We start from the raw sequence: 20983 nt of genomic DNA, 5'->3' as shown, positions 1-20983 counted from the left end.
TCGGCGGGGGGGGTCCCCCCCCCCCCCCCGCCGGGGCTTCGGGCGGGGGGGGGGGGGGGGGGGTGGGGGGGCCCCACCCCCGCCGCGAGCCACGCCTCGACGCCGCCCGCCAGGTCGGTGGCCCGGTGCAGGCCGATCGCCCGCAGGCTCGCCGCCGCCAGGCTCGAGCTGTAGCCCTGCCGGCACACCACCACGATCAGCAGATCGGGGCCGGTCGCCTCCGGGATCCGGCTCGCCGACCCGGGATCGAGGCGCCACTCGAGCACCGTACGGTCGATGACGATCGCCCCCGGGAGCTCACCCTGCCGGGCCCGCTGCCGGTCGGTGCGGGTGTCGACGAGCAGCGCCCCGCCCGTCACCGCCGCCCACGTCTCGTACGGGTCGAGCCGCCGCATCCCGGCCCGCGCCCGCTGCAGAACCTCGTCCACCCCGCCGACCGTCGTCCTCATCGCATGATCATGACCCGGTCGCCCGGCGGCCGCCCGCCGCGGCGGGGCCGGCGCTAGAGTGGCGCGATGCCCGGCGAGATCGTCACCGCTGTCACATCCCTCGGTGGCGTCGCCCTCGGCGGCGGCCTGTCCTATCTGGTGCAGACGAACACCCAGCGCATGACCGCCCGCACCGAACAGCGCAAACAGGACGCCGCCCGGGCCGAGAGCAGACGCGCCGAGCGGCTCACCCACCTCGAACGGTTCATCGCCCTGGCCGCCGACGCGGAGCGCATCGCCTTCGAACGCCCCGACGACTGGGTCCCCGGCGACGCCTGGTCCGACGCGACGCAGGCGGTGATGAACCGCCTCTGGGTCGCCGAAAGTATGGTGCAGGTGCTGTTCCAGGCCGACGTGCACGCCGCCGCACGGACGTACTACTTCCGCATCAACCGGGCCGTGTGGGACGGCGTACCGGACGTCGAGGCGCTCTACCCGGAGCTCGACGGCCTGCGCGACGCGTTCCTCGCCGCGGCGCGGGAGGGCCTGGGCTGACCGCCGGCCACCCGTCGTCGCGCCGGAACCCGTACGCCCTTCCGCGGGTGGTGGCCGGCGACCACCGCACCGAGGACGCCCGCCTCCGCGACTGCCGACTCCAGGTTGCTCCGCTCCGCGACTGCCGACGCCAGGTCGCTTCTCTCCGCGACTGCCGACGTCAGGTTGCCCCGCCTGAACGTCGATGAGCCTCATCGGGCGCTGCACACCCGCACCGGGCGGCCAGACCGGTAGCCGGCCTGCCGTGCCTGCCGGGCCAGGGGCCGTGCTTGCCGGGCCAGGGGCCGTGCTTGCCGGGCCAGGGGCCGTGCCTGCCGGGCCAGGGGCCGCGCCTGCCCGACGAACGGCTCGTTCGGTCCATGGGCATCCGAGCGCACGCGACGAAGAGATCCTTCCCGGTCGACTGCGCAGCCCGTCATTCCGGCCGGTGGGCGCGCAGTCGGCCGGGCCGGTGCGTTCCGCGGTGGGTGCGCGGTTGGTCGGGCCGGTGCGTTCCGCGGTGGGTGCGCTCGGTCGTGCCGGTGAGTGTTCCTTGGTGACGGGGCTCAGCCCTGCCCGCGAGTTCCACCCCGCTCTCATCGACCCGGCAGGCGAGGGATGGCCCCCGCAGGTCGACGTGTGCGGCCCTGTAGAGGTGCGCGACGGGGAGTGGCGGGGGAGCGCGCTCCTTGGCGGGCCGGTGGTGACTCTCGTCGGCTGGCAGGGGGACGCCTTCGTCGCCGAGGCGGGCGCAGCGGATGGCCGAGCGGCGGCTGTGACGGTTGCGCCAGGATCGCGGACGCCGTCGGGTACCGGCCGGTCAACGGCCGCGTCGTCCGCAATTTCCGAACCGTCCGCAGATCCCGGCGCATGCTCAGCGTCGAGCGCCTGTACGAGCTGGGGGGAGCGCCCCTCCGCCCGCTCTGACACGGGTGCTCCCGCCGGACCGGACGCGTGGCAATCACCGTGCAGACGACGCAGCTTCGTGGCGTGCCTTTGGGCCAACCCCCACACCCGATGACGGGCGTGCTCCCGACGGAACTCCTCCCGAACCGGAGAATACGTTCGGGACGCGGTCCGGTCACGCATGGAGGCCAATTCCGCCGTCGAGAACAATTGAAGCTGCCGCACACATGAATTGTCCCGGCTTCCTCCGCCCGGTACCACTTAACGATCACGCCAAGAAAGCGACGATCGTCATACCGAAACGGCTGGCCACCGTCGGTACTGTCAGAGTGCATCCGGGCGCCGGGCGTGCTCGATGCGCAGTTGCCGACCGTTCCGACGAGCGTCTGGAGGCGAGGGGGTGGTGTGGAAATAGCGTCGTAACCGACCGGCGATTTGTTGTCACGGCGAGTTTGTCGTCGTGCGGAGTTCTGGCGCTGAATTGCGGGCGGCCTAGTATTGCTGGGGCGCCAGGAGGGCGTTGACCATTTCCGACAATGGCTCATGCAGGTCCTCTTCGGTTGCCGCTGCGAGCGGCTCGACGCTTACCGTGGAGCGCAGCAGCGTCATGCCGAGCGCGGCGGCCAGCAGAATCTGGGCTCGCAGGACCCGGGCCGGGTCGCCGGTGGTTACTCCGGGTGCTGCGGTTAGGGGCGCGGTGGCTTCGGTGGCTGCGGGTGCTGCGGTTAGGGGCGCGGTGGCTTCGGTGGCTGCGGGTGCTGCGGTTCCGGGCGCGGCGGCTTTGGGTCCGGTGGCCGGGGGTGCTGCGGTTCCGGGCGTGGGCGCTTCCGGTGGGGTGGCATATCCTGATTTGGGTGCTGCTCCCGGTGCGGTGGCCGCCATGCGACGTGACCCGCAGGCTGAGCGTGGGCCTCGGCTTCGGGCACGGCGCGTACGGCTGCGTGGGCCGGCAGATCGCCCGGACGGAACTGACGACCGCGCTGCGGGCGCCGGCCCGACGGGTGCCGGCCCGGCGGGTGCCGGCCCTGCGGATCGCGGTGCCGCTCGAGGAGATCGTCCGCAAGAAGGACTCCGTGGTACGCGGCCTGGTCGCCTGGTCCTGAATTCTCAGGCGGCTCGCCGGCGGATCACCCACACCAGCGCGCCTACCGCGAACACCGCCAGGCCGGCCACCACGGACGGCCACGGCAGCGTCGCGGCCAGGACGAGGCAGCCCACCAGCCCGATCATCGGTACGGGGCGGGCCGGCGCCCCCTCGTCGCGGCGCAGGGTCATGGCCGAGGCGTTGGCGACTGCGTAGTAGACCAGGACCCCGAACGACGAGAAGCCGATGGCCCCGCGCAGGTCGACCAGCAGCACGAGCGCGATCACCGCGGCGCCGACCGCCACTTCCGCCCGGTGCGGTACGCCGTGCCGCGCGCTGACCGCGTCCAGCACGCCGGGCAGGTGCCGGTCGCGGGCCATGGCGAACGTCGTCCTCGACACGCCCAGGATCAGCGCGAGCAGCGAGCCCAGCGCGGCCACGGCGGCGGCCGGGCGGACCACGCCGGTGAGCCACGACGCGCCCGCGGCGGTGACCGTGTCGGCCAGGGGAGCGGTGGAGGCGGCGAGGCGGGCCGGGCCCAGGGCGCCCAGGACGGCGAGGGCGACCGCCGCGTACAGGATCAGCGTGATGCCGAGGGCGATCGGCACCGCGCGGGGGATGGTGCGGGCCGGGTCGCGGACCTCCTCGCCCAGCGTGGCGATACGGGCGTAGCCGGCGAAGGCGAAGAACAGCAGGCCGGCGCCCTGCAGCACGTCCACGGCGCCGACCGCCGGGCCGCCTCCGCCGGGCCAGGTGGCGCCCCCGAGCCCCGCGACGACGACCGTCAGCAGGACGGCGATCACCACGGCGACGATGATCCGGGCGGCGATCATCGACTTCTGGACGCCGAGCAGGTTGAGCACGGTGAGCGCGGCCACCGCGAGCACCGCCACGGTCCGGGCGTGCTGCGGCCAGACGTAGCTGCCGACCGTCAGCGCCATCGCCGCGCAGGACGCCGTCTTGCCGACGACGAACCCCCAGCCCGCGAGGTAGCCCCAGAGGTCGCCCAGGCGCTTGCGGCCGTACACGTAGGTGCCGCCGGAGGCGGGGTAGAGCGCCGCGAGCCGGGCCGAGGAGACCGCGTTGCAGTACGCGACCACGCCGGCGATCGCCAGCGCGAGGGGCAGCCAGCCGCCGGCCGCGGCCGCCGCGGGGGCGAAGGCCGCGAAGACGCCCGCGCCGATCATCGCGCCGAGTCCCACCACGACCGCGTCGGTCGTGCCCAGCCGCCGGATCAGTACCACAGCAGATTCCTTCCGAACGGGACCTTGGGTCGGGACCTTCGGCCCTGATCGGCCTCCGGCGAGATCACAAAGACTTCCTGTCAGCCGTGGAAAGGAAACACCCCGTGGACGCCTTGGATCTTGCCCGATGGCAGTTCGGCATCACCACCGTGTACCACTTCATCTTCGTGCCGATCACGATCGGCCTGTCCGCGCTGGTCGCCGGCCTGCAGACCGCCTGGTACCGCACCGGCAAGGAGCACTACCTGCGTGCCACGAAGTTCTGGGGGAAGCTTTTCCTGATCAACTTCGCGATGGGCGTGGTCACCGGCATCGTGCAGGAGTTCCAGTTCGGGATGAACTGGAGCGACTACTCGCGGTTCGTCGGTGACATCTTCGGCGCCCCGCTGGCCATCGAGGGGCTGCTGGCGTTCTTCCTCGAGTCCACCTTCCTCGGCCTGTGGATCTTCGGCTGGGACCGGCTGCCGAAGCGGCTGCACCTCGCCACGATCTGGCTCGCCTCGATCGGGACGCTGCTGTCGGCATACTTCATCCTGGCCGCGAACTCGTGGATGCAGCACCCGGTCGGCTACGAGGTGAACGCCGAGACCGGCCGCGCCGAGCTGCACAGCATCGGCGCCGTGCTGACGAACTCGACCACGCTCGTGACGTTCCCGCACACCGTCACCGCCTGTTTCCTGACCGCCGGGGCGCTGCTGCTCGCGGTCAGCGCGTGGCACCTGCGCAAGGGCAACCAGGACCAGGTTTTCCGGCCCTCGCTCAAGCTGGGCGCCTGGGTGGTGCTGATCGCCGGCGTCGGCGTGCTCATCACCGGCGACCTGCAGGCCCGCATCATGACCGAGCAGCAGCCGATGAAGATGGCCGCCGCCGAGGCGCTCTACGACACCTCGAAGCCCGCCAGCTTCTCGCTGTTCACGATCGGCTCGCTCGACGGGCGCGAGGAGGTCGCCAGCGTGCGCATCCCCTCGCTGCTGTCGTTCATGGCCACCGGCAGCCCGTCCGGCGAGGTCGAGGGCATCAACAACATTCAGCAGCAGTACGCCGAGAAGTACGGCCCCGGCGACTACGCGCCCTACGTGCCGGTCACGTACTGGTCGTTCCGCCTGATGATCGGCTTCGGCGCGCTGGCGATGGCGATCGCGCTGGCGGCGCTCTGGCTGACCCGGCGCGGGCGTACCCCGGCGAACCGCTGGCTGTGGCCCGCGGCGATCGCCACGGTCGCGATGCCGCTGCTGGCCAACTCGTTCGGCTGGATCTTCACCGAGATGGGCCGCCAGCCGTGGACGGTCTTCGGCGTGTTCCGGACGGCGGAGAGCGGCTCCCCGGCGGTGAGCACCGGGGAGGCCGCCACCTCGCTCATCGTGCTGACCCTGCTGTACGGCGTGCTCGCCGTCGTCGAGGTCGGGCTCTTCCTCAAGTACGCCAAGGCCGGGGCGCCCGAGATCGAGCCCCCGGCGGACGACACCGACGACGCCGACCGCCCGCTCGCGTTCGCCTACTGAGACCCGGAGCTGATCGTCATGGAACTCACGACTGTCTGGTTCGGCCTGATCGCCGTGCTCTGGGCCGGGTACTTCCTGCTCGAGGGCTTCGACTTCGGCGTCGGCATCCTGCTGCCGGTGCTCGGCCGCGACGACCGCGAGCGGCGCCTGCTCATCAACACCATCGGCCCGGTCTGGGACGGCAACGAGGTGTGGCTGCTCGTGGCCGGCGGCGCGACCTTCGCCGCGTTCCCCGAGTGGTACGCGACCCTGTTCTCCGGCTTCTTCCTGCCGCTGCTGATCATCCTGGTGGCGCTCATCGTGCGCGGCGTCGCGTTCGAGTACCGCGGCAAGCGCGACGAGGCCGAGTGGAAGCGCCGGTGGGACCTCTGCATCATCGTCGGCAGCCTCGTCCCGGCGCTGCTGTGGGGCGTGGCGTTCGGCAACATCGTGCGCGGCGTGCGCCTCGACGCCGACCATGAGTACGTGGGCGGGTTCTTCAATCTGCTGAACCCGTACGCGCTGCTCGGCGGGCTGACCACGCTGGTGCTGTTCACGCTGCACGGCGCCGTGTTCCTCGCGCTGAAGACCGGCGGGGAGATGCGCGAGCGCGCCGGCGCCCTGGCGGCCCGGCTCGCCGTACCGGCCATCGCCGTCGCGGGCGCGTTCCTGCTGTGGACCGCGCTGGCGCACCACGACGCGGCCGGCTGGGCGCTCTCGGCCGTCGCGGCGCTCAGCCTGGTGGGGGCCGCGCTCGCCACCCGGGTACGCCGCGAGGGCTGGGCGTTCCTGGCCACCGCCGCCACCATCGTGCTGGCCGTGTTCGCGCTGTTCGTCACGCTGTTCCCGAACGTGATGCCGTCCACCATCGCCGACGCGAACAGCCTCACCACCACCAACGCCGCGTCGACGCCGTACACGCTGAAGGTCATGACCTGGGTGGCGGTCGTGTTCACGCCGGTCGTGCTGGCGTACCAGGGCTGGACGTACTGGGTGTTCCGCAAGCGGCTCACCGTCGAGCACATCCCGGCGAGCCCGATCCCGGTCAGCCCCGCACCCGCCGGCGCCGCGACGGAAGCCCGGTGAAACCGCTCGACCCGCGCCTGCTCAGGTACGCCCGTTCGACCCGGGCGTACCTGGCGGTCACCGTGGCGCTGGGGGTGGCCCTGGCCGCGCTGATCGTGGCGCAGGCGACCCTCCTCGCCGACGGCATCACCGCGGTCTTCCTGCACGGCGCGACGGCGGCGGACCTGCTGCCCACGCTGGGCTGGCTGGCCGTGGTGGTGGCCGGGCGCGGGTTCGTGGCGTGGGCGCAGGAGGTCATGGCCGCCCGCTCCGCCGCCGGGGTCAAGTCGGAGCTGCGCCGCAAGGTGCTTGCCCGCCTGGCCGAGCTCGGGCCCCGCGACCGGCAGCCCACCGGAGCCGTGCTCACGCTGGTCACCCGGGGGCTCGACGCGCTCGACGCGTACTTCGCCCGGTACCTGCCGCAGCTGGTGCTGGCTGCGCTCGTACCCGCGATCGTGCTGGCCCGGCTGCTGCCGGCCGACCTGGTCGCGACCGGGACCATCGCGCTCACGCTGCCGCTGATCCCGGTCTTCATGGCGCTGGTCGGCCTGCACACCGAGGCCGCCAACCGGCGCCAGTTCCGGCTGATGTCCCGGCTCTCGCACCACTTCCTCGACGTCGTCGCCGGGCTTCCCACGCTCAAGCTCTTCGGCCGGGCCCGGGCCCAGGCCGGCACGATCCGCCGGATCAGCGCCGAGCAGCGCCGGCTCACCATGCGGACGCTGCGCACGGCGTTCCTGTCCTCGCTGGTGCTGGAGCTGCTGGCCACCCTCTCGGTCGCGCTGGTCGCCGTCGGCATCGGCCTGCGCCTGGTCTCCGGGCACCTCGACCTGGCCACCGCGCTGCTGGTGCTGATCCTGGCGCCGGAGGCGTACCTGCCGCTGCGGCAGATCGGCGCCAACTACCACGCCAGCGCCGAGGGCCTGGCCGCCGCGGAGGATGCCTTCGCGATCCTCGAACGCCCGGTGCCGGCCGCCGGAAGCGATCCGGCGCCGGCCGGCACGATCGCGTTCGAGGACGTCGTGGTGCGCTACCGCGACGCCGACGCGCTGCGGCTGTCCGCGCTCATCCAGCCCGGCGAGGTGGTGGCGCTGACCGGGCCCAGCGGGTGCGGCAAATCCACCGCGCTGGACGTGCTGCTCGGCTTCGCCACCCCGTCCTCCGGGCGGGTCACCGTCGGGGGAGTCCCGCTGTCCGGTGTGGACCCCGAGCGGTGGCGGCAGCGGCTCGCCTGGGTGCCGCAGCGGCCGTACCTGTTCGCCGGCACGGTCGCGGACAACGTCGCGCTGGGTGCCCCCGGGGACGTGACCGCCGCCCTGCGCGACGCGGGCGCCGACACGTTCGTCACCGGCCCCGGCATGACGCTCGGCGACGACGGCAGCGGCCTGTCCGCCGGCCAGCGGCAGCGCATCGCGCTCGCCCGGGCGTTCCACCGCGACGCGCCCGTCGTGCTGCTCGACGAGCCCACCGCGAATCTCGACGCGGACACCGCCGACGGGGTCATGGCCGCGATCCGGCGGCTCGCTGCCGGCCGTACGGTCGTCATCGCCGCGCACCGCCCCGAGCTGATCGCCCTCGCCGACCGCGAGATCTCCCTGGCCCCGGTGGCGGCATGACCGACTGCACCGAGCCGCTGCTGCCGGGAGAGGCGGACGGCCGTGACAGCGAGGGCCAGGAGGGCATGCCCAGCAGGCACAGGATGAACGTCGTCGCGCTGCTGCGGCCGGCCGCCGGGCGGTTGCTCATCGCCGTGCTCGCGGGCGTCGGCGCGGCCGGGGCCGCCATCGGGCTCATGGCGACCTCCGCCTGGCTGATCTCGCGCGCCGCCCTGCACCCGCCGGTGCTGCACCTCATGGTCGCCATCGTCACCGTGCGCGCGTTCGGCATCGGCCGGGGCGCGCTGCGCTACGTCGAGCGCCTCGCCGGGCACGACGCGGCCTTCCGGATCCTCGGCGCGCTGCGCGTACGCCTCTACAGCCGCCTCGAGAAGCTGGCCCCGGCCGGGCTCGCCGACTTCCGCCGCGCCGACCTCGTGCAGCGGCTCGTCACCGACGTCGATGCCGTGCTGGACCTCATCACCCGGGTGCTGCTGCCGTACGCGGTAGCGGCGGTCGCGGGCGCCGGCGCGGTGCTGCTGGTCGGCTCGTTCCTGCCGGTCGCCGGGCTGACCCTCGCGGCCGCGCTGGTCGTGGTGGCCGTCGTCGTCCCGCTGCTGCAGGCCCGGGCCGCGCGGCGGGCGGACGGCCGGCTGGCCCCGCTGCGCGGCGAACTCGCCACGGCCGCCGTGGACCTGGCGCACGGGCTGCGCGACCTGACCGCGTACGGCGCCGTCGACCGGCAGCTGGCCCGGCTGGCAGAGGCCGACGCGCGGTTGCGCCGGGCGGGGGAGCGCTCGGCGTTCGCCACCGGAGTCTCCGCGGCCGTCACCGCGCTGAGCACCGGGCTCTGCCTGATCGTCGGCCTGGCCGCCGGGGCTGTGGCCGTCCGCGCCGGAACCCTCTCCGGCGAGCTGCTCGCGGTCGTGGTCCTCACCCCGCTCGCGGTGTTCGAGATCGCCGGGACGCTGCCGGGCGCCGCCCAGCACTTCGCGTCCGCACGCGCCGCGCTGCGCCGGCTCGCCGAGGTCATGGCCGCGTCCGTACCCGTCATGGAGGTCACCGACCCGGAGCCGTTGCCCGCCGGGCCCGGCGTCGTGCGCGTCGAGGGCGTCACGGCCGGATGGACCGCGGGACAGACCGCCGTCCGGGACGTGTCCTTCACGCTGGATCCGGGCAGCCGTACGGCGCTCATCGGCCCGAGCGGCTCCGGCAAGTCCACGATCGCCGCGCTGCTGGTGCGCTTCCTCGACCCGCGCGCGGGCCGCATCACCCTCGACGGCGCCGACCTGCGCACCCTCGACCCGGCCGACGTACGGCGCGTCATCACGTACCTGCCGGAGGACGCGTACCTGTTCGACACGACGATCGCCGAGAACCTGCGGATCGCGCGCCGCGACGCGTCCGACGCCGAGCTGCGCGACGTGCTCGGCCGCGCCCGGCTGCTGGACTGGGTGGACGGGCTGCCGCGCGGGCTGGACACGCTGGTCGGCGAGCACGGCATGCAGCTGTCCGGTGGCCAGCGCCGCCGCCTGGTGCTGGCCCGCGCGCTGCTGACGGACGCGCGGGTGCTGATCCTCGACGAGCCGACCGAACACCTCGACGACGAGACCGCGCACGCGCTCACCGCGGACCTGCTGGCCGCCGCGCACGACCGTACGGTCCTGCTCATCACCCACCGCACCGACGACCTGGGCGGCGTCGACCAGGTCGTGACCTGCGGGGATAATTCGGTCGCGGTCGCCGTACCGGCCGTCGTAGGGTGCGGCTGACCGCCGATCCTGGAGGAAGCATGCGAGAGCTCGGAACGCCCCGGACCATCCATCCGTTCCGGCCATTCGAGGATCTCCTTGCCCTCCACACCGCTCAATCTCGGCATTCTGGCGCACGTCGACGCCGGTAAGACCAGCCTCACCGAACGCCTGCTCTACGAGCACGGTGTCATCGCGGCGCTCGGCAGCGTCGACGCCGGCAGCACCCAGACCGACAGCGGCGAGCTCGAACGCGAGCGCGGCATCACGATCCGCTCCGCGGTCGCCTCGTTCCGCGCCGGCGACCGGCGGGTCAACCTCATCGACACGCCCGGGCACCCCGACTTCATCGCTGAGGTGGAACGGGCGCTCGCCGTGCTCGACGCCGCCGTCCTCGTCGTCTCCGCCGTCGAGGGCGTGCAGGCACAGACCCGCGTGTTGTGGCGCTCACTGCGCCGGCTCGGCCTGCCCGTGCTGTTCTTCGTCAACAAGATCGACCGTACGGGTGCCCGGACCGCCGGACTGGTTCACGAGCTGCGATCCAAGCTGGACGCCGATGTCATAGCCGTCAGCGCCGTGCGTGACCCGGGCACCCCGGCCGCCACCGCCCGGCCCGACCGGTCGCTCGACGAGCTGCACCCGCTGATCGCCGAGGAGACCGCCGCCGGCCGGCTGCACCCGGTGTTCTTCGGCTCGGCGCTGACCGGCGAGGGCGTCCGGGAGCTGACCGCCGGGCTCACGACGCTGCTGCGCCCGCCACCGCCCGGCCGCACGACCAGCGGGCTCGTGTTCGCGGTGGAGCGCGCGCCCGGCGGCGAGAAGATCGCGTATCTGCGCCTGTTCGGCGGCGAGGTCAGGGAACGTCAGCGCCTGCGGCTGACCCGCCCCGGCGGCGCCGTCACCGGCCGCGTCACCGGGCTGAGCGTCCCCGGCACCGGCGAGCGGGTGCTCCGGGCCGGCGGCATCGCCCGGGTCCGCGGGCTGACCGGCGCCCGCGTCGGCGACCGGCTGGGCGACCCGCCGCGCGAGGCCGCCCGGCAGTTCTCGCCGCCCGGCCTGGAGGCGCTGGTCGAGCCCCGGCACCCCGGCCAGGAGGCCGAGCTGCACGCCGCGCTGACCGGCCTGGCCGACGAGGACCCGCTCATCCGCACGCGCGCGGCGGGCGCTGGCAGGACGTCGGTCCTGCTGTACGGGGCCGTGCAACGCGAGGTCATCGCGGACCGGCTCGCGCGCGACTTCGGCGTCGAGGCGGTCTTCGGCGACGTGCAGCCCGTGTACGCGGAGCGGCTGATCGGCACCGGTCACGCGGAGCGGGCCTTCGACAAGCACCGCGGCAACGACTTCTGGGCCACGATCGGGCTGCGCGTCGAGCCCGGCCCGCGCGGCTCCGGCCTGCGGTACCGCCACGGGGCCGAGTGGGGGGCGGTGCCCCGGGCGTTCCACGTGGCGACCGAGGAGGCTGTACGCCGCACCCTGCAGCAGGGCCTGTCCGGATGGGAGGTGCTCGACTGCACGGTCACGGTGACCCGCATCGGCTGGAAGTCGCCGACCTCCACCGCCGCCGACTTCCGCGGCCTCGCACCCGTCGTGCTGCTCCGGGCACTGCAGCGGGCCGGTACGCGCGTGCACGAGCCGTGTCACACGGTCGAGGTCGAGGTCCCCGCCGACGCGTTGAGCACCGTTCTCGGCGCGATGTCGGCGCTGGGTGCGGAGCTGTCCGGGTCGGTACCGCGCGCCGACGGGTGGGTGATCACCGGTGTGCTGCCGTCCCGGCTGGTGCAGGACCTGGCCCGGGCGCTGCCGGGGCTGACGCACGGCGAGGGGGCGCTGTGGAGCCGCCCCGGCCCCGACCGGCCGGTACGGGGGACCCCGCCGGTCCGTGCGCGACTGGACGGCGACCCGCTGGACCGCGAGGCGTACCTGCGGTTCCTGGCCGCGCCGTCACTGACGCGATGACCGGTCCCGGTACGTCCACGACGCCCCGCCGAGGGCCGAGCCGCGCTGCTGCGGGACGTGCGGGCCCGCCGGGGCCGCAGCCGGCGCCGGGCGCGGGGTGCCCGGGCGTGCCGCCGCGTCACCCTGTTCCAGGCGGGCCGCCAGGTACGCCGCAGCCGCCCGGTCCTCGTCGGTCGGGGCCGCCATCAGCGCGTACACCAGCCCCAGCGCGGCGAAGACGACGGCGAGGCCGATCGGGATGAGCAGCGTGGTGGCCGTCGCGCCGGACGGGGTGCCGGCCGCGTCCCCGGCGCGCACGGTCATCGCCGACATGCCGGTGAAGTGCATGCCGTTGACCGCCACGCCCATGATCAGGGCCGCGCCGAGGATGGCGAGCGGCTTCTGCACCGTCACGGTCAGCCAGAGCGCGACGGTGGCGGCCACGACCGCGATCGCGACCGAGGCGGCCACGCGCGGGGTGCCGTACGAGATGTGGCCGTTGAGGTGCATGGCGTACATGCCCATGTAGTGCATGGCCGCGACGCCGAGGCCGGCGAGCAGGCCGCCGGCGACGATGCGGGCGGCGCGGGCCCGTTCGCCGCCGAAGACGATCATCATGCCGGCGCCGACCGCGGCGATCGCCAGGACCGCGCTGGCCGCGGTGAGCGCGACGTCGTAGCGGATCGGCGTACCCACCACGCCGAAGCCGAGCATCGCCACGAAGTGCATCGTCCAGATGCCGGTGCCGCCGATGGCGATCGCGGACAGCGCCAGCCACCAGGCCCGCCCGCCGCCGCTTCGCGCGGAGCGCAGCCGTACGGCGCAGACGAGGCCGAGCAGCGAGCCGAGCACGGACAGTGTGTAGCTCACCGCCGGGGTGACCCATCCGTGCTCGAAGTGGTGGATCTCCATGTCGATGTCCCCCCAGGTCACAGTTCCGGATGCATCCTGACGCGGGTTCGCGCGGGGTGCAGGCGGCCGAAGGGGGACCGACGCGGGAACGGCCCGTACGGGCGACCCGGCCCGGCCCGGTCAGCCGAGCGTGACCGTGGCCAGGCGGTCACCCGGCGCAGCTTTCGGCCCGCGGTGGCCGCCGGACGTGCCGGTGGCGGCGACGACCCGCCCGCAGCAGCCCAACCCTCGGGACGCGACCCGCCCTCGAGCCCGGTACGACCGTCTTCGGGTACTGTTGTGCGCCAGGCCGAGGGGCGCTGCAACGGGGGTTCACCCCGCCACGCTCGGACCGGAACCACACCGACCAAGGGCGCCTCCGAGATGTCTGCGGAGGTGGTCGCTGTGTCAGTAGTAACCCACGGTAGCGATGTGGCCGGGGAGCTGCGCAAGCTCCTGGCCGAGCGCGTGCTCGTGCTCGACGGGGCCTGGGGCACGATGCTCCAGGGCGCCCAGCTCACCCCGGCCGACTACCGAGGCGACCTGATCCCCGCGGACCACCCGCAGGACGTCACCGGCGACCCGGACCTGCTCAACATCACCCGGCCGGACGTCATCCTCGACGTGCACCGGCAGTACCTGGCCGCGGGCGCCGACATCACCACCACCAACACGTTCACCGCGACCAGCATCGCGCAGGCCGACTACGGGCTGCAGCACCTGGTGCGCGACATGAACGTCCGGGGCGCGCAGCTCGCCCGCCAGGCCGCCGACGAGGCCGGGGGGCGGTTCGTCGCCGGGTCGGTGGGGCCGCTGAACGTCACCCTCTCGCTGTCGCCGCGCGTCGAGGACCCCGCCTACCGGGCCGTCTCCTTCGACACCGTCAAGGCGGCGTACGCGGAGCAGATCTCCGCCCTCGCCGAAGGCGGCGTCGACCTGCTGCTGATCGAGACGATCTTCGACACGCTCAACGCCAAGGCCGCCGTCGCCGCCGCCCGCGAGGTCGCCCCGCAGCTGCCGCTGTGGATCTCGGTCACCATCGTCGACCTGTCCGGGCGGACCCTGTCCGGGCAGACCGTGGAGGCGTTCTGGCGCTCCATCGAGCGCGCGCACCCCCTGGTCGTCGGCGTCAACTGCGCCCTGGGCGCGGCCGAGGCACGTCCGCACGTGGCCGACCTCGCCCGCCTGGCGAACGTCTACGTCGCCGCGCATCCGAACGCCGGCCTGCCGAACGCCTTCGGCGGCTACGACGAGACGCCCGAGCAGACCGGGCAGCTGCTCTCCGAGTTCGCCGCGGACGGCCTGGTGAACATCGTCGGCGGCTGCTGCGGCACCACCCCGCCGCACATCGCCGCCATCGCCGAGGCGGTCCGCGACGCCCGGCCCCGGCAGCTCCCCGCGCCCGCGCCCGCCACCCGGTTCAGCGGGTTGGAGCCGTTCGAGATCGGCCCCGACACCGGTTTCGTCATGATCGGCGAGCGCACCAACGTCACCGGCTCGGCCAAGTTCCGCCGGCTCATCGAGGCCGACAACTACCAGGCCGCGGTCGACGTCGCCCTCGAGCAGGTGCGCGGCGGCGCCAACCTGCTCGACGTCAACATGGACGCCGACCTGCTCGACAGCGAGCGGGCGATGACCACGTTCCTCAACCTCATCGCCACCGAGCCGGAGGTCGCCCGGATCCCGGTGATGATCGACAGCTCGAAGTGGAGCGTGCTCGAGGCCGGCCTCAAGTGCGTGCAGGGCAAGGGCGTGGTCAACTCGATCAGCCTCAAGGAGGGTGAGGAGCCGTTCCTGGAGCAGGCCCGGCGGATCCTCGCGTACGGCGCCGGCGTGGTCGTCATGGCGTTCGACGAGAAGGGCCAGGCCGACACCGCCGAGCGCAAGGTCGAGATCTGCGGCCGCGCGTACGACCTGCTCGTGCAGAAGGCCGGCTTCGCGCCCGAGGACATCATCTTCGACCCCAACGTGCTCGCCGTGGCCACCGGCATCGCGGAGCACAACGGCTACGCCAGGGCGTTCATCGACGCCCTGCCGCTGATCAAGCAGCGCTGCCCGGGTGCCCGTACCAGCGGTGGCATCTCGAACCTGTCCTTCGCCTTCCGCGGCAACGACGTGGTGCGCGAGGCCATGCACTCGGCGTTCCTGCTCCACGCCGTACGCGCCGGCCTCGACATGGGCATCGTCAACGCCGGCCAGCTCGCCGTCTACCAGGACATCCCGGCGGAGCTGCTCGAACTGGTCGAGGACGTGCTGTTCGACCGCCGCGAGGACGCCACCGACCGGCTCGTCACCTTCGCCTCCACGGTCACCGGCTCCGGCACCAAGCGGGTCGTGGACCTGTCCTGGCGCGAGGCACCGGTCGCGGAGCGGCTGCAGCACGCCCTCGTGCACGGCATCGTCGACTTCGTCGAGGAGGACACCGAGGAGGCCCGGCAGCTGCTGCCCCGTCCGCTGGACGTGATCGAGGGCCCGCTGATGGACGGCATGAAGGTCGTCGGCGACCTCTTCGGCGCCGGCAAGATGTTCCTGCCCCAGGTCGTCAAGAGCGCCCGGGTGATGAAGCGCTCGGTGGCGTACCTCGAGCCCTTCATGGAGAAGGAGAAGGCGTCCGGGCGCGGCCAGGGCAAGGTCGTGCTCGCCACGGTCAAGGGCGACGTGCACGACATCGGCAAGAACATCGTCGGCGTCGTGCTGGGCTGCAACAACTACGAGGTCATCGACCTCGGCGTGATGGTGCCGGCGGCGAAGATCCTCGACACCGCGATCGCCGAGGGCGCCGACGCGGTCGGCCTCTCCGGCCTGATCACCCCGTCGCTGGACGAGATGGTCAGCGTCGCCGCCGAGATGAAGCGCCGCGGGATGACGATGCCGCTGCTCATCGGCGGGGCCACCACCTCGCGCCAGCACACGGCGGTGCGCATCGCGCCGGCGTACGACGCGGTGACCGTGCACGTCCTGGACGCCTCCCGGGTCGTCGGGGTGGTCTCCGACCTGCTCGACCCCGGTCGCGCCAAGACCCTCGACACGGCCAACCGCGCCGAGCAGGAACGCCTGCGCGAGCAGCACGCCAACCGGCACTCCCAGCCGATGCTCACCCTCGCCGAGGCGCGCGCCAACCGGGAGACCGTCGACTTCACCGACCTGCCCACGCCGGCCTTCACCGGGGTGCGCACCGTCGAGCCGGACATCGCCACGCTGCGCGAGCTGATCGACTGGCAGTTCCTGTTCCTCGCCTGGGAGCTCAAGGGCAAGTACCCGGCGATCCTGGACCAGCCGGTCGCCCGCGAGCTCTTCGACGACGCCAACGCCATGCTCGACAAGATCATCGCGGACGGTTCGTTCCAGGCGCGCGGCGCGTACGCCTTCTGGCCGGCCCACGCCGAGGGCGACGACATCGTCCTCGCCGACGGCGTCCGCTTCCCGATGCTGCGCCAGCAGACCCGCAAGCCGGACGGGCGCGCGAACCGCAGCCTCGCCGACTACATCGCCCCTCCGTCGGCCGGCCAGGACCACCTCGGCGGGTTCGCGGTGGCCATCCACGGCGCCGGCGAGCTGGCCGCCCGCTTCGAGGCCGAGCAGGACGACTACCGCGCCATCATGGTCAAGGCCCTCGCCGACCGCCTCGCCGAGGCCTTCGCCGAGTACCTGCACCTGCAGGCCCGCCGCGACTGGTTCGAGCCGGACGCCGACCCGGCCCTCGAGGACCTGCACGCGGAACGGTTCCGCGGCATCCGCCCGGCGCTCGGCTACCCGGCGAGCCCCGACCACAGCGAGAAGAAGGACCTCTTCGACCTGCTCGGCTCGGACAAGCTCGGCATCGGCCTCACGGAGTCGTACGCGATGACCCCGGCGGCGGCGGTCAGCGGCCTGATCTTCGCCCACCCGCAGTCCCGCTACTTCACGGTGGGCCGGCTCGCCAAGGACCAGATCGAGGACTACGCGGCGCGGCGGGGGATGAGCGTGGACGAGGTGGAGCGCTGGCTGCGGCCGAACCTCGCGTACGAGATCCCGGTGGCCTGAGACAGGGGAGCGGCCCGGTCGGATCACTCTGACGGGGCCGCTCTGCCCGGCCCACTCTGCCCGGCCCGCCCCGGCTTGCCTACCCCCGGCTCGCCTGGGCCGGCTTTGCTCGACGCGGCTTGCCCGGGCCGGCTCGGCGCGGGTTACCCAGCTCCCCGCGCCCCGCCGCGCCCCGCCGCGCCCCGCCGCGCCCCGCCGCGCCCCGCCGCGCCCCGCCCCGCCCCGGCCCCGCCGCGCCCCGCCGCGCCCCGCCGCGCCCCGGCCCCCTGCTGCCTGCCCGGCCCGGCTCGGTCGCTGCTTGCCCGGGCCGCTCGGCCTGGCTGGGCGGCGGGGTCGCGCCTATGACTTTCGACCGAGTCGCGGGGCCGGCGAATCCGGCTCCGCACCGATGCGGCGGCGGCGCGATCGGCGGGATAGTCGTGCTCGTCAACGCAGGAACGCTGTCGTGGGGAGCCGAACATGAGTGTCGAAGCGAGCGTGCTGGACCGGCCGGGGCAGCCCGGGCAGGCGGCCGCGCCGGTGCGGATCACGCAGGTGCTGGCCGACCCGGCGATCCTGCGGATCGGCTCGCTCGCGGCGGTCCTCGCGCTGCTCGCCACGGTGGTCGCCGCGCTGCTCTGAGCCGGTCGGCTCGGCGCGCATCGCCCTGTCGGTCGGCCGGGGACGCGCGGCCCGACAACTCGGGTGCCGGGCCGGCTGCGGGCGGCTCAGGCCGCCGCCGCGCTCACCCAGGCGAGCACTGTCAGGACGGCTACCAGGACGAGCCCGGCGATGAGGCAGCCCAGCGCCCACACCACCTTGCGGTGCTTGGCGGCGGCCGTCGCCCAGTTGGCCCGTACGTCCCGTTCGAGCTGCTCCGCGGCGGCGGTCACCCAGTGGGCGAGGTCGTGGTCGGTGAGGTCCTCGCGCAGGGGCCTCCGTTCGAGGTGGACGCGCAGCGACATGATCGCCGCGAGCACGAACAGCGTGACGCTGAGCACCAGTACGAGGCCGAACCACCATCGCACCCAGGACGGCCGGTCGAGCGCGTTCTCGTCGAGGATCAGCGTGGCGCCGGTCAGCGACAGGCTCGCCGCGAGGGAGGCGACCGCCGCGATGAGGCCGGCGTGCTGGTCCGCCGTCCGCGATTCCTGGGCCGCCGGTTGGTTGACGGCGTGGGCGCGCTGAAGCCGGGCCCATCCTTCGTCGGTCACCGGGTGGACGGACGTGCCGGATGCTGCGGGTTGTGTCATGGCCGGGTCCTTCGCAGTCCGCGGTCGCCATGGGTCACCTCGCAGCTTCCCACCGGGAGCGGCCGGCGCACTGTCGGCTGACCGACCGTCAGGCCGAGGGGCCGGCCCGGTCCTGCAGCCGGGCCCAGACGCGGTCGCGGGTGAAGGGGAGCTCGGTGAACCGTACGCCCGTCGCGTCGCGCAGCGCGTTCGCCAGGGCGGGCGCCACCGGGTTGTACGGGCTCTCGCTCATGGACTTCGCGCCCAGCGGGCCGATCGAGTCCTCCGTGTCGGCGAGGACGATCTCCGTCTCCGGCACGTCCGCGTACGCCGGCAGGTGGTACTGCCGGAAGCCGGTGGTGGTGACCCGCCCGGCCTCGTCGACGACCATGCGTTCCGTGAGCGCCGAGCCCAGCGCCTGCGCCACGCCGCCCTCGATCTGGCCCCGGCACTGCAGCGGGTTCATCACCCGGCCCGCGTCGGCGCTGTGCACGCTGCGCAGGATGCGGAGCTCGCCGGTGTCCGGGTCGACCGCGATGCGGAACCAGTGGGCGTTGAAGGCGACCGAGCGGGGCGTGCCCGCCCAGCGGCCCTCGGCCTGCACCGGGCCCACCCGGGTGAGGGGCAGCGAGGTGCCGTCCGGCAGGTGGACGGCCCCGGCGGACAGGGTGGACCCGCCGGCCGACTCCAGGATCCGCGTCCGCAGCGCGCGGGCGGCCAGCAGCACCGCGTGGCCGGCGACCACGACGCCCGTGGAGCCGAACGCGCCGGTGTCGTGCCCCACCAGGTCGGTGTCGGACTGCCGGATGACGATCCGGTCCGGCGTGGTTCCCAGGGTGTCGGCGACGATCTGGGCGTGGACCGTGGTGCTGCCGTTGCCGAACTCCGCGGTGCCGACGGCGAGCTCGTAGCGGCCATCCGGCAGCAGGGTGACCGCGGCGTCGGCGACGTGGCCGCCCGGCGGTCCGGCGGCGATCATCGCCATCGCCATGCCGTCGCCGACCAGCCAGCCCGGCGGCGCCTGCGTACCGGTGGACGCGGCGGCCGAGCGGATCGCGGCCAGGCACTGGTCCAGGCCGTAGCTGCCGATCAGCAAATCGTCGGCGTGCTCGCCCGGCGCGGTCAGCGGCTCGCCGGGCCGGACCACGTTGCGTTCCCGGAACAGCACCGGGTCCATGCCGAGGCGCCGGGCCAGCTCGTCCAGGACCGACTCCACCGCGAACGACACCTGGCCCAGGCCGTAGCCGCGGAACGCTCCTGCCGGGACGGTGGTCGTGTAGACCGCGTACGCGTCGACCTTCTTGTTCGGGCAGCGGTAGACCGCGATCGACTCGTGGCAGCCGTGGTACATGACCGCGGGGCCGTGGTTGCCGTACGCGCCGGTGTCGGTGACGACGTGCAGCTGCAGCGCGGTCAGGGAGCCGTCGCGGCGGGCGCCGGCTTTCATCCGTACGGTGAAAGCGTGCCGGGTCGTGGCCGAGGTGAACTGCTCGGCGCGGGTGTATTCGTGCTTGACGGGCCGTCCCGTCGTGCGGACGGCGAGCGCGACGAGGTCCTCGGTGAGCATCTCCTGCTTGCCGCCGAAGCCGCCGCCGACCCGGCCGGTGAGCACGCGCACCCGCTCGGGCGGCAGGTCGTACAGGTCGGCGAGGGCCAGCCGGGTGAGGAACGGCGTCTGGGTGCTGGAACGCAGCGTCAGCCGGCCCTCATTGTCCAGCCAGCCGATCGCGCCGTGGGTCTCGAGGCTGGCGTGCTGCACGCGCGGGGTGCGGAACGTCTCCTCGTACACGACGTCGGCCTCGGCGAATCCGTCAGCGACCGAGCCGAGCTCGGCGTGCAGCTCGCCGGCGAGGTTGCGGTCCGGCCGGGCGATGCGGTTCGCGACCGGGTCCTTGTCGCCGTGCACGAGCGGCGCGCCCGGGCGCATCGCCGCCTCCGGGCCGAGGACCGGGGGCAGGACCTCGTACGCGACGCGCAGCCGCCGGCACCCCTCCTCGGCGGCGGCCTCGGTGTCGGCGACCACGGCGGCGACGCGCTGGCCGGCGAAGCGGACCACGTCGTCGAGGACGCGGGTGTCGGCCGGGTCCTCGGTGGGATGCTCGTGCCGGGCCGTGGAGAAGTGGCGGCCGGGGGCGTCCTCGTGGGTCAGCACCGCCCGGACCCCCGGCACGGCCAGCGCCGGGGCGGTGTCGATGCCGGCGATGCGGGCGTGCGCGTACGGCGAGCGGAGCACCTTGAGGTGCAGCAGCCCGGGAACGTCCACATCGAACGTGTACTGAGCCGCTCCCGTGACGACCTGAGCTCCCGCCGGGGCGCCGACGCTCGCGCCCACCGCGGGTCCGCCGTCCGCATCGTCCACGGTACGCACGCCGCGGATCGCGTCACCGATCGCGCGGTATCCGGTGCACCGGCACAGGTTTCCCTTCAACGCCCGCGGCAGGTCGGCCAGCCGCGCCTCGTCGAGCGCGGCCGTGGTCATGATCAGGCCAGCGGTGCAGAAGCCACACTGGAAGCCCTGCGCGTCCAGGAACCGCTGCTGCACCGGATGCAGCCCGTCCGGCGGCGCGAGCCCCTCGATCGTCGTGACCCGCCGGCCCCGCGCCCGGAACGCCGGGTAGACGCAGCTGTGCACGGGCACGCCGTCGACGTGGACGGTGCACGCACCGCAGTCGCCGGTGTCGCAGCCCTTCTTGACCCCGGTGCAGCCCTCCTCCCGCAGGTAGGTGCGCAGGCACTGCCCGGGCCGCGGCGGCCGGTCGTGGTCCGCGCCGTTGATGGATACAGTCATGGGGCTGTGTCTCCGGGGCATGCCCTCCTGGCCCTCGCCGTCGGGGC

At 73.7% G+C, this 20983-nt stretch carries 14 protein-coding genes and 1 riboswitch; of the genes, 9 read left to right on the top strand and 5 right to left on the bottom strand.

Annotation, left to right across the window (positions count from 1 at the left end):
* A partial coding sequence (locus tag IT780_RS02190; protein ID WP_199509640.1) for a rhodanese-like domain-containing protein occupies positions 1-449 on the bottom strand: 449 nt, incomplete at its 3' end.
* A 66-nt stretch (positions 450-515) separates the two neighbouring features.
* Here IT780_RS02190 and IT780_RS02185 point away from each other — a divergent pair.
* The gene (locus IT780_RS02185; RefSeq protein ID WP_199509639.1) at positions 516-983 is read left to right on the top strand and encodes a hypothetical protein; all 468 of its coding nucleotides are present in this window, start codon (positions 516-518) and stop codon (positions 981-983) included.
* A gap of 1739 nt (positions 984-2722) precedes the next feature.
* Entirely contained in the window at positions 2723-2971 is a 249-nt protein-coding gene (locus IT780_RS02180; protein ID WP_199509638.1) for a hypothetical protein, read from the top strand.
* A 4-nt stretch (positions 2972-2975) separates the two neighbouring features.
* Here IT780_RS02180 and IT780_RS02175 read toward each other — a convergent pair whose 3' ends face one another.
* Positions 2976-4196: an APC family permease gene (locus tag IT780_RS02175; RefSeq protein ID WP_307831000.1), complete on the bottom strand. Its 1221-nt coding sequence runs from the start codon at positions 4194-4196 to the stop codon at positions 2976-2978.
* 104 nt (positions 4197-4300) lie between these two features.
* Here IT780_RS02175 and IT780_RS02170 point away from each other — a divergent pair, with 104 nt between their 5' ends.
* The 5 genes from IT780_RS02170 to IT780_RS02150 all read left to right on the top strand — a co-directional run bounded on the left by IT780_RS02170 (position 4301) and on the right by IT780_RS02150 (position 12044).
* Positions 4301-5698, top strand: a complete 1398-nt coding sequence (locus IT780_RS02170) for a cytochrome ubiquinol oxidase subunit I (protein WP_199509637.1) — start codon at positions 4301-4303, stop codon at positions 5696-5698.
* An 18-nt stretch (positions 5699-5716) separates the two neighbouring features.
* Complete coding sequence (cydB, locus tag IT780_RS02165; protein ID WP_199509636.1) at positions 5717-6763, top strand: cytochrome d ubiquinol oxidase subunit II; 1047 nt, start codon at positions 5717-5719, stop codon at positions 6761-6763.
* Entirely contained in the window at positions 6760-8358 is a 1599-nt protein-coding gene (gene cydD / locus IT780_RS02160) for a thiol reductant ABC exporter subunit CydD (protein WP_199509635.1), read from the top strand. The genes cydB and cydD overlap by 4 nt, the downstream gene beginning before the upstream one ends.
* Positions 8355-10109: a thiol reductant ABC exporter subunit CydC gene (gene cydC, locus IT780_RS02155; RefSeq protein ID WP_233412048.1), complete on the top strand. Its 1755-nt coding sequence runs from the start codon at positions 8355-8357 to the stop codon at positions 10107-10109. The genes cydD and cydC overlap by 4 nt, the downstream gene beginning before the upstream one ends.
* A 78-nt stretch (positions 10110-10187) precedes the next feature.
* Complete coding sequence (locus IT780_RS02150) at positions 10188-12044, top strand: elongation factor G (RefSeq protein WP_199509634.1); 1857 nt, start codon at positions 10188-10190, stop codon at positions 12042-12044.
* On the opposite strand, the gene IT780_RS02145 is transcribed toward IT780_RS02150, so the two are convergent.
* Positions 12030-12956, bottom strand: coding sequence for an MHYT domain-containing protein (locus IT780_RS02145; protein WP_372443592.1), 927 nt, complete (start codon positions 12954-12956; stop codon positions 12030-12032). The genes IT780_RS02150 and IT780_RS02145 overlap by 15 nt on opposite strands.
* 264 nt (positions 12957-13220) lie before the next feature.
* A riboswitch (S-adenosyl-L-homocysteine riboswitch) is annotated at positions 13221-13300 on the top strand.
* Between IT780_RS02145 and metH the strand changes: the two genes are divergently transcribed.
* Together metH and IT780_RS02135 are read left to right on the top strand one after the other, a co-directional pair.
* Positions 13299-16937: a methionine synthase gene (gene metH, locus IT780_RS02140; RefSeq protein ID WP_199509633.1), complete on the top strand. Its 3639-nt coding sequence runs from the start codon at positions 13299-13301 to the stop codon at positions 16935-16937. Its footprint overlaps the riboswitch before it by 2 nt.
* A gap of 459 nt (positions 16938-17396) precedes the next feature.
* Positions 17397-17558 (top strand): hypothetical protein, encoded by a 162-nt coding sequence (locus IT780_RS02135; protein ID WP_199509632.1) that lies wholly within the window; start codon positions 17397-17399, stop codon positions 17556-17558.
* A gap of 86 nt (positions 17559-17644) precedes the next feature.
* Here the strand turns inward: IT780_RS02135 and IT780_RS02130 are convergent, their stop codons facing one another.
* Positions 17645-18169, bottom strand: coding sequence for a Pycsar system effector family protein (locus IT780_RS02130; protein ID WP_199509631.1), 525 nt, complete (start codon positions 18167-18169; stop codon positions 17645-17647).
* Positions 18170-18257: 88 nt separating this feature from the next.
* Positions 18258-20936 carry a molybdopterin-dependent oxidoreductase gene (locus IT780_RS02125; protein WP_199509630.1) on the bottom strand — a complete coding sequence of 893 codons (2679 nt, stop codon included), beginning with the start codon at positions 20934-20936 and terminating at the stop codon, positions 18258-18260.
* Positions 20937-20983 lie beyond the last annotated feature (47 nt).

Origin of the sequence: Nucisporomicrobium flavum (genome assembly GCF_016464385.1) — a bacterium.
Lineage (GTDB): Bacteria > Actinomycetota > Actinomycetes > Mycobacteriales > Micromonosporaceae > Actinoplanes > Actinoplanes flavus_A.
This window is presented reverse-complemented; position numbering and strand designations above follow the sequence as displayed.

Bases quoted from the DNA above. Each gene is read 5' to 3' on its own strand.
- IT780_RS02130 (WP_199509631.1), bottom strand. From the start codon at position 18,169: ATGACACAACCCGCAGCATCCGGCACGTCCGTCCACCCGGTGACCGAC.
- IT780_RS02135 (WP_199509632.1), top strand. From the start codon at position 17,397: ATGAGTGTCGAAGCGAGCGTGCTGGACCGGCCGGGGCAGCCCGGGCAG.
- IT780_RS02185 (WP_199509639.1), top strand. From the start codon at position 516: ATGCCCGGCGAGATCGTCACCGCTGTCACATCCCTCGGTGGCGTCGCC.
- cydC (WP_233412048.1), top strand. From the start codon at position 8,355: ATGACCGACTGCACCGAGCCGCTGCTGCCGGGAGAGGCGGACGGCCGT.
- cydB (WP_199509636.1), top strand. From the start codon at position 5,717: ATGGAACTCACGACTGTCTGGTTCGGCCTGATCGCCGTGCTCTGGGCC.
- metH (WP_199509633.1), top strand. From the start codon at position 13,299: ATGTCTGCGGAGGTGGTCGCTGTGTCAGTAGTAACCCACGGTAGCGAT.
- IT780_RS02125 (WP_199509630.1), bottom strand. From the start codon at position 20,936: ATGACTGTATCCATCAACGGCGCGGACCACGACCGGCCGCCGCGGCCC.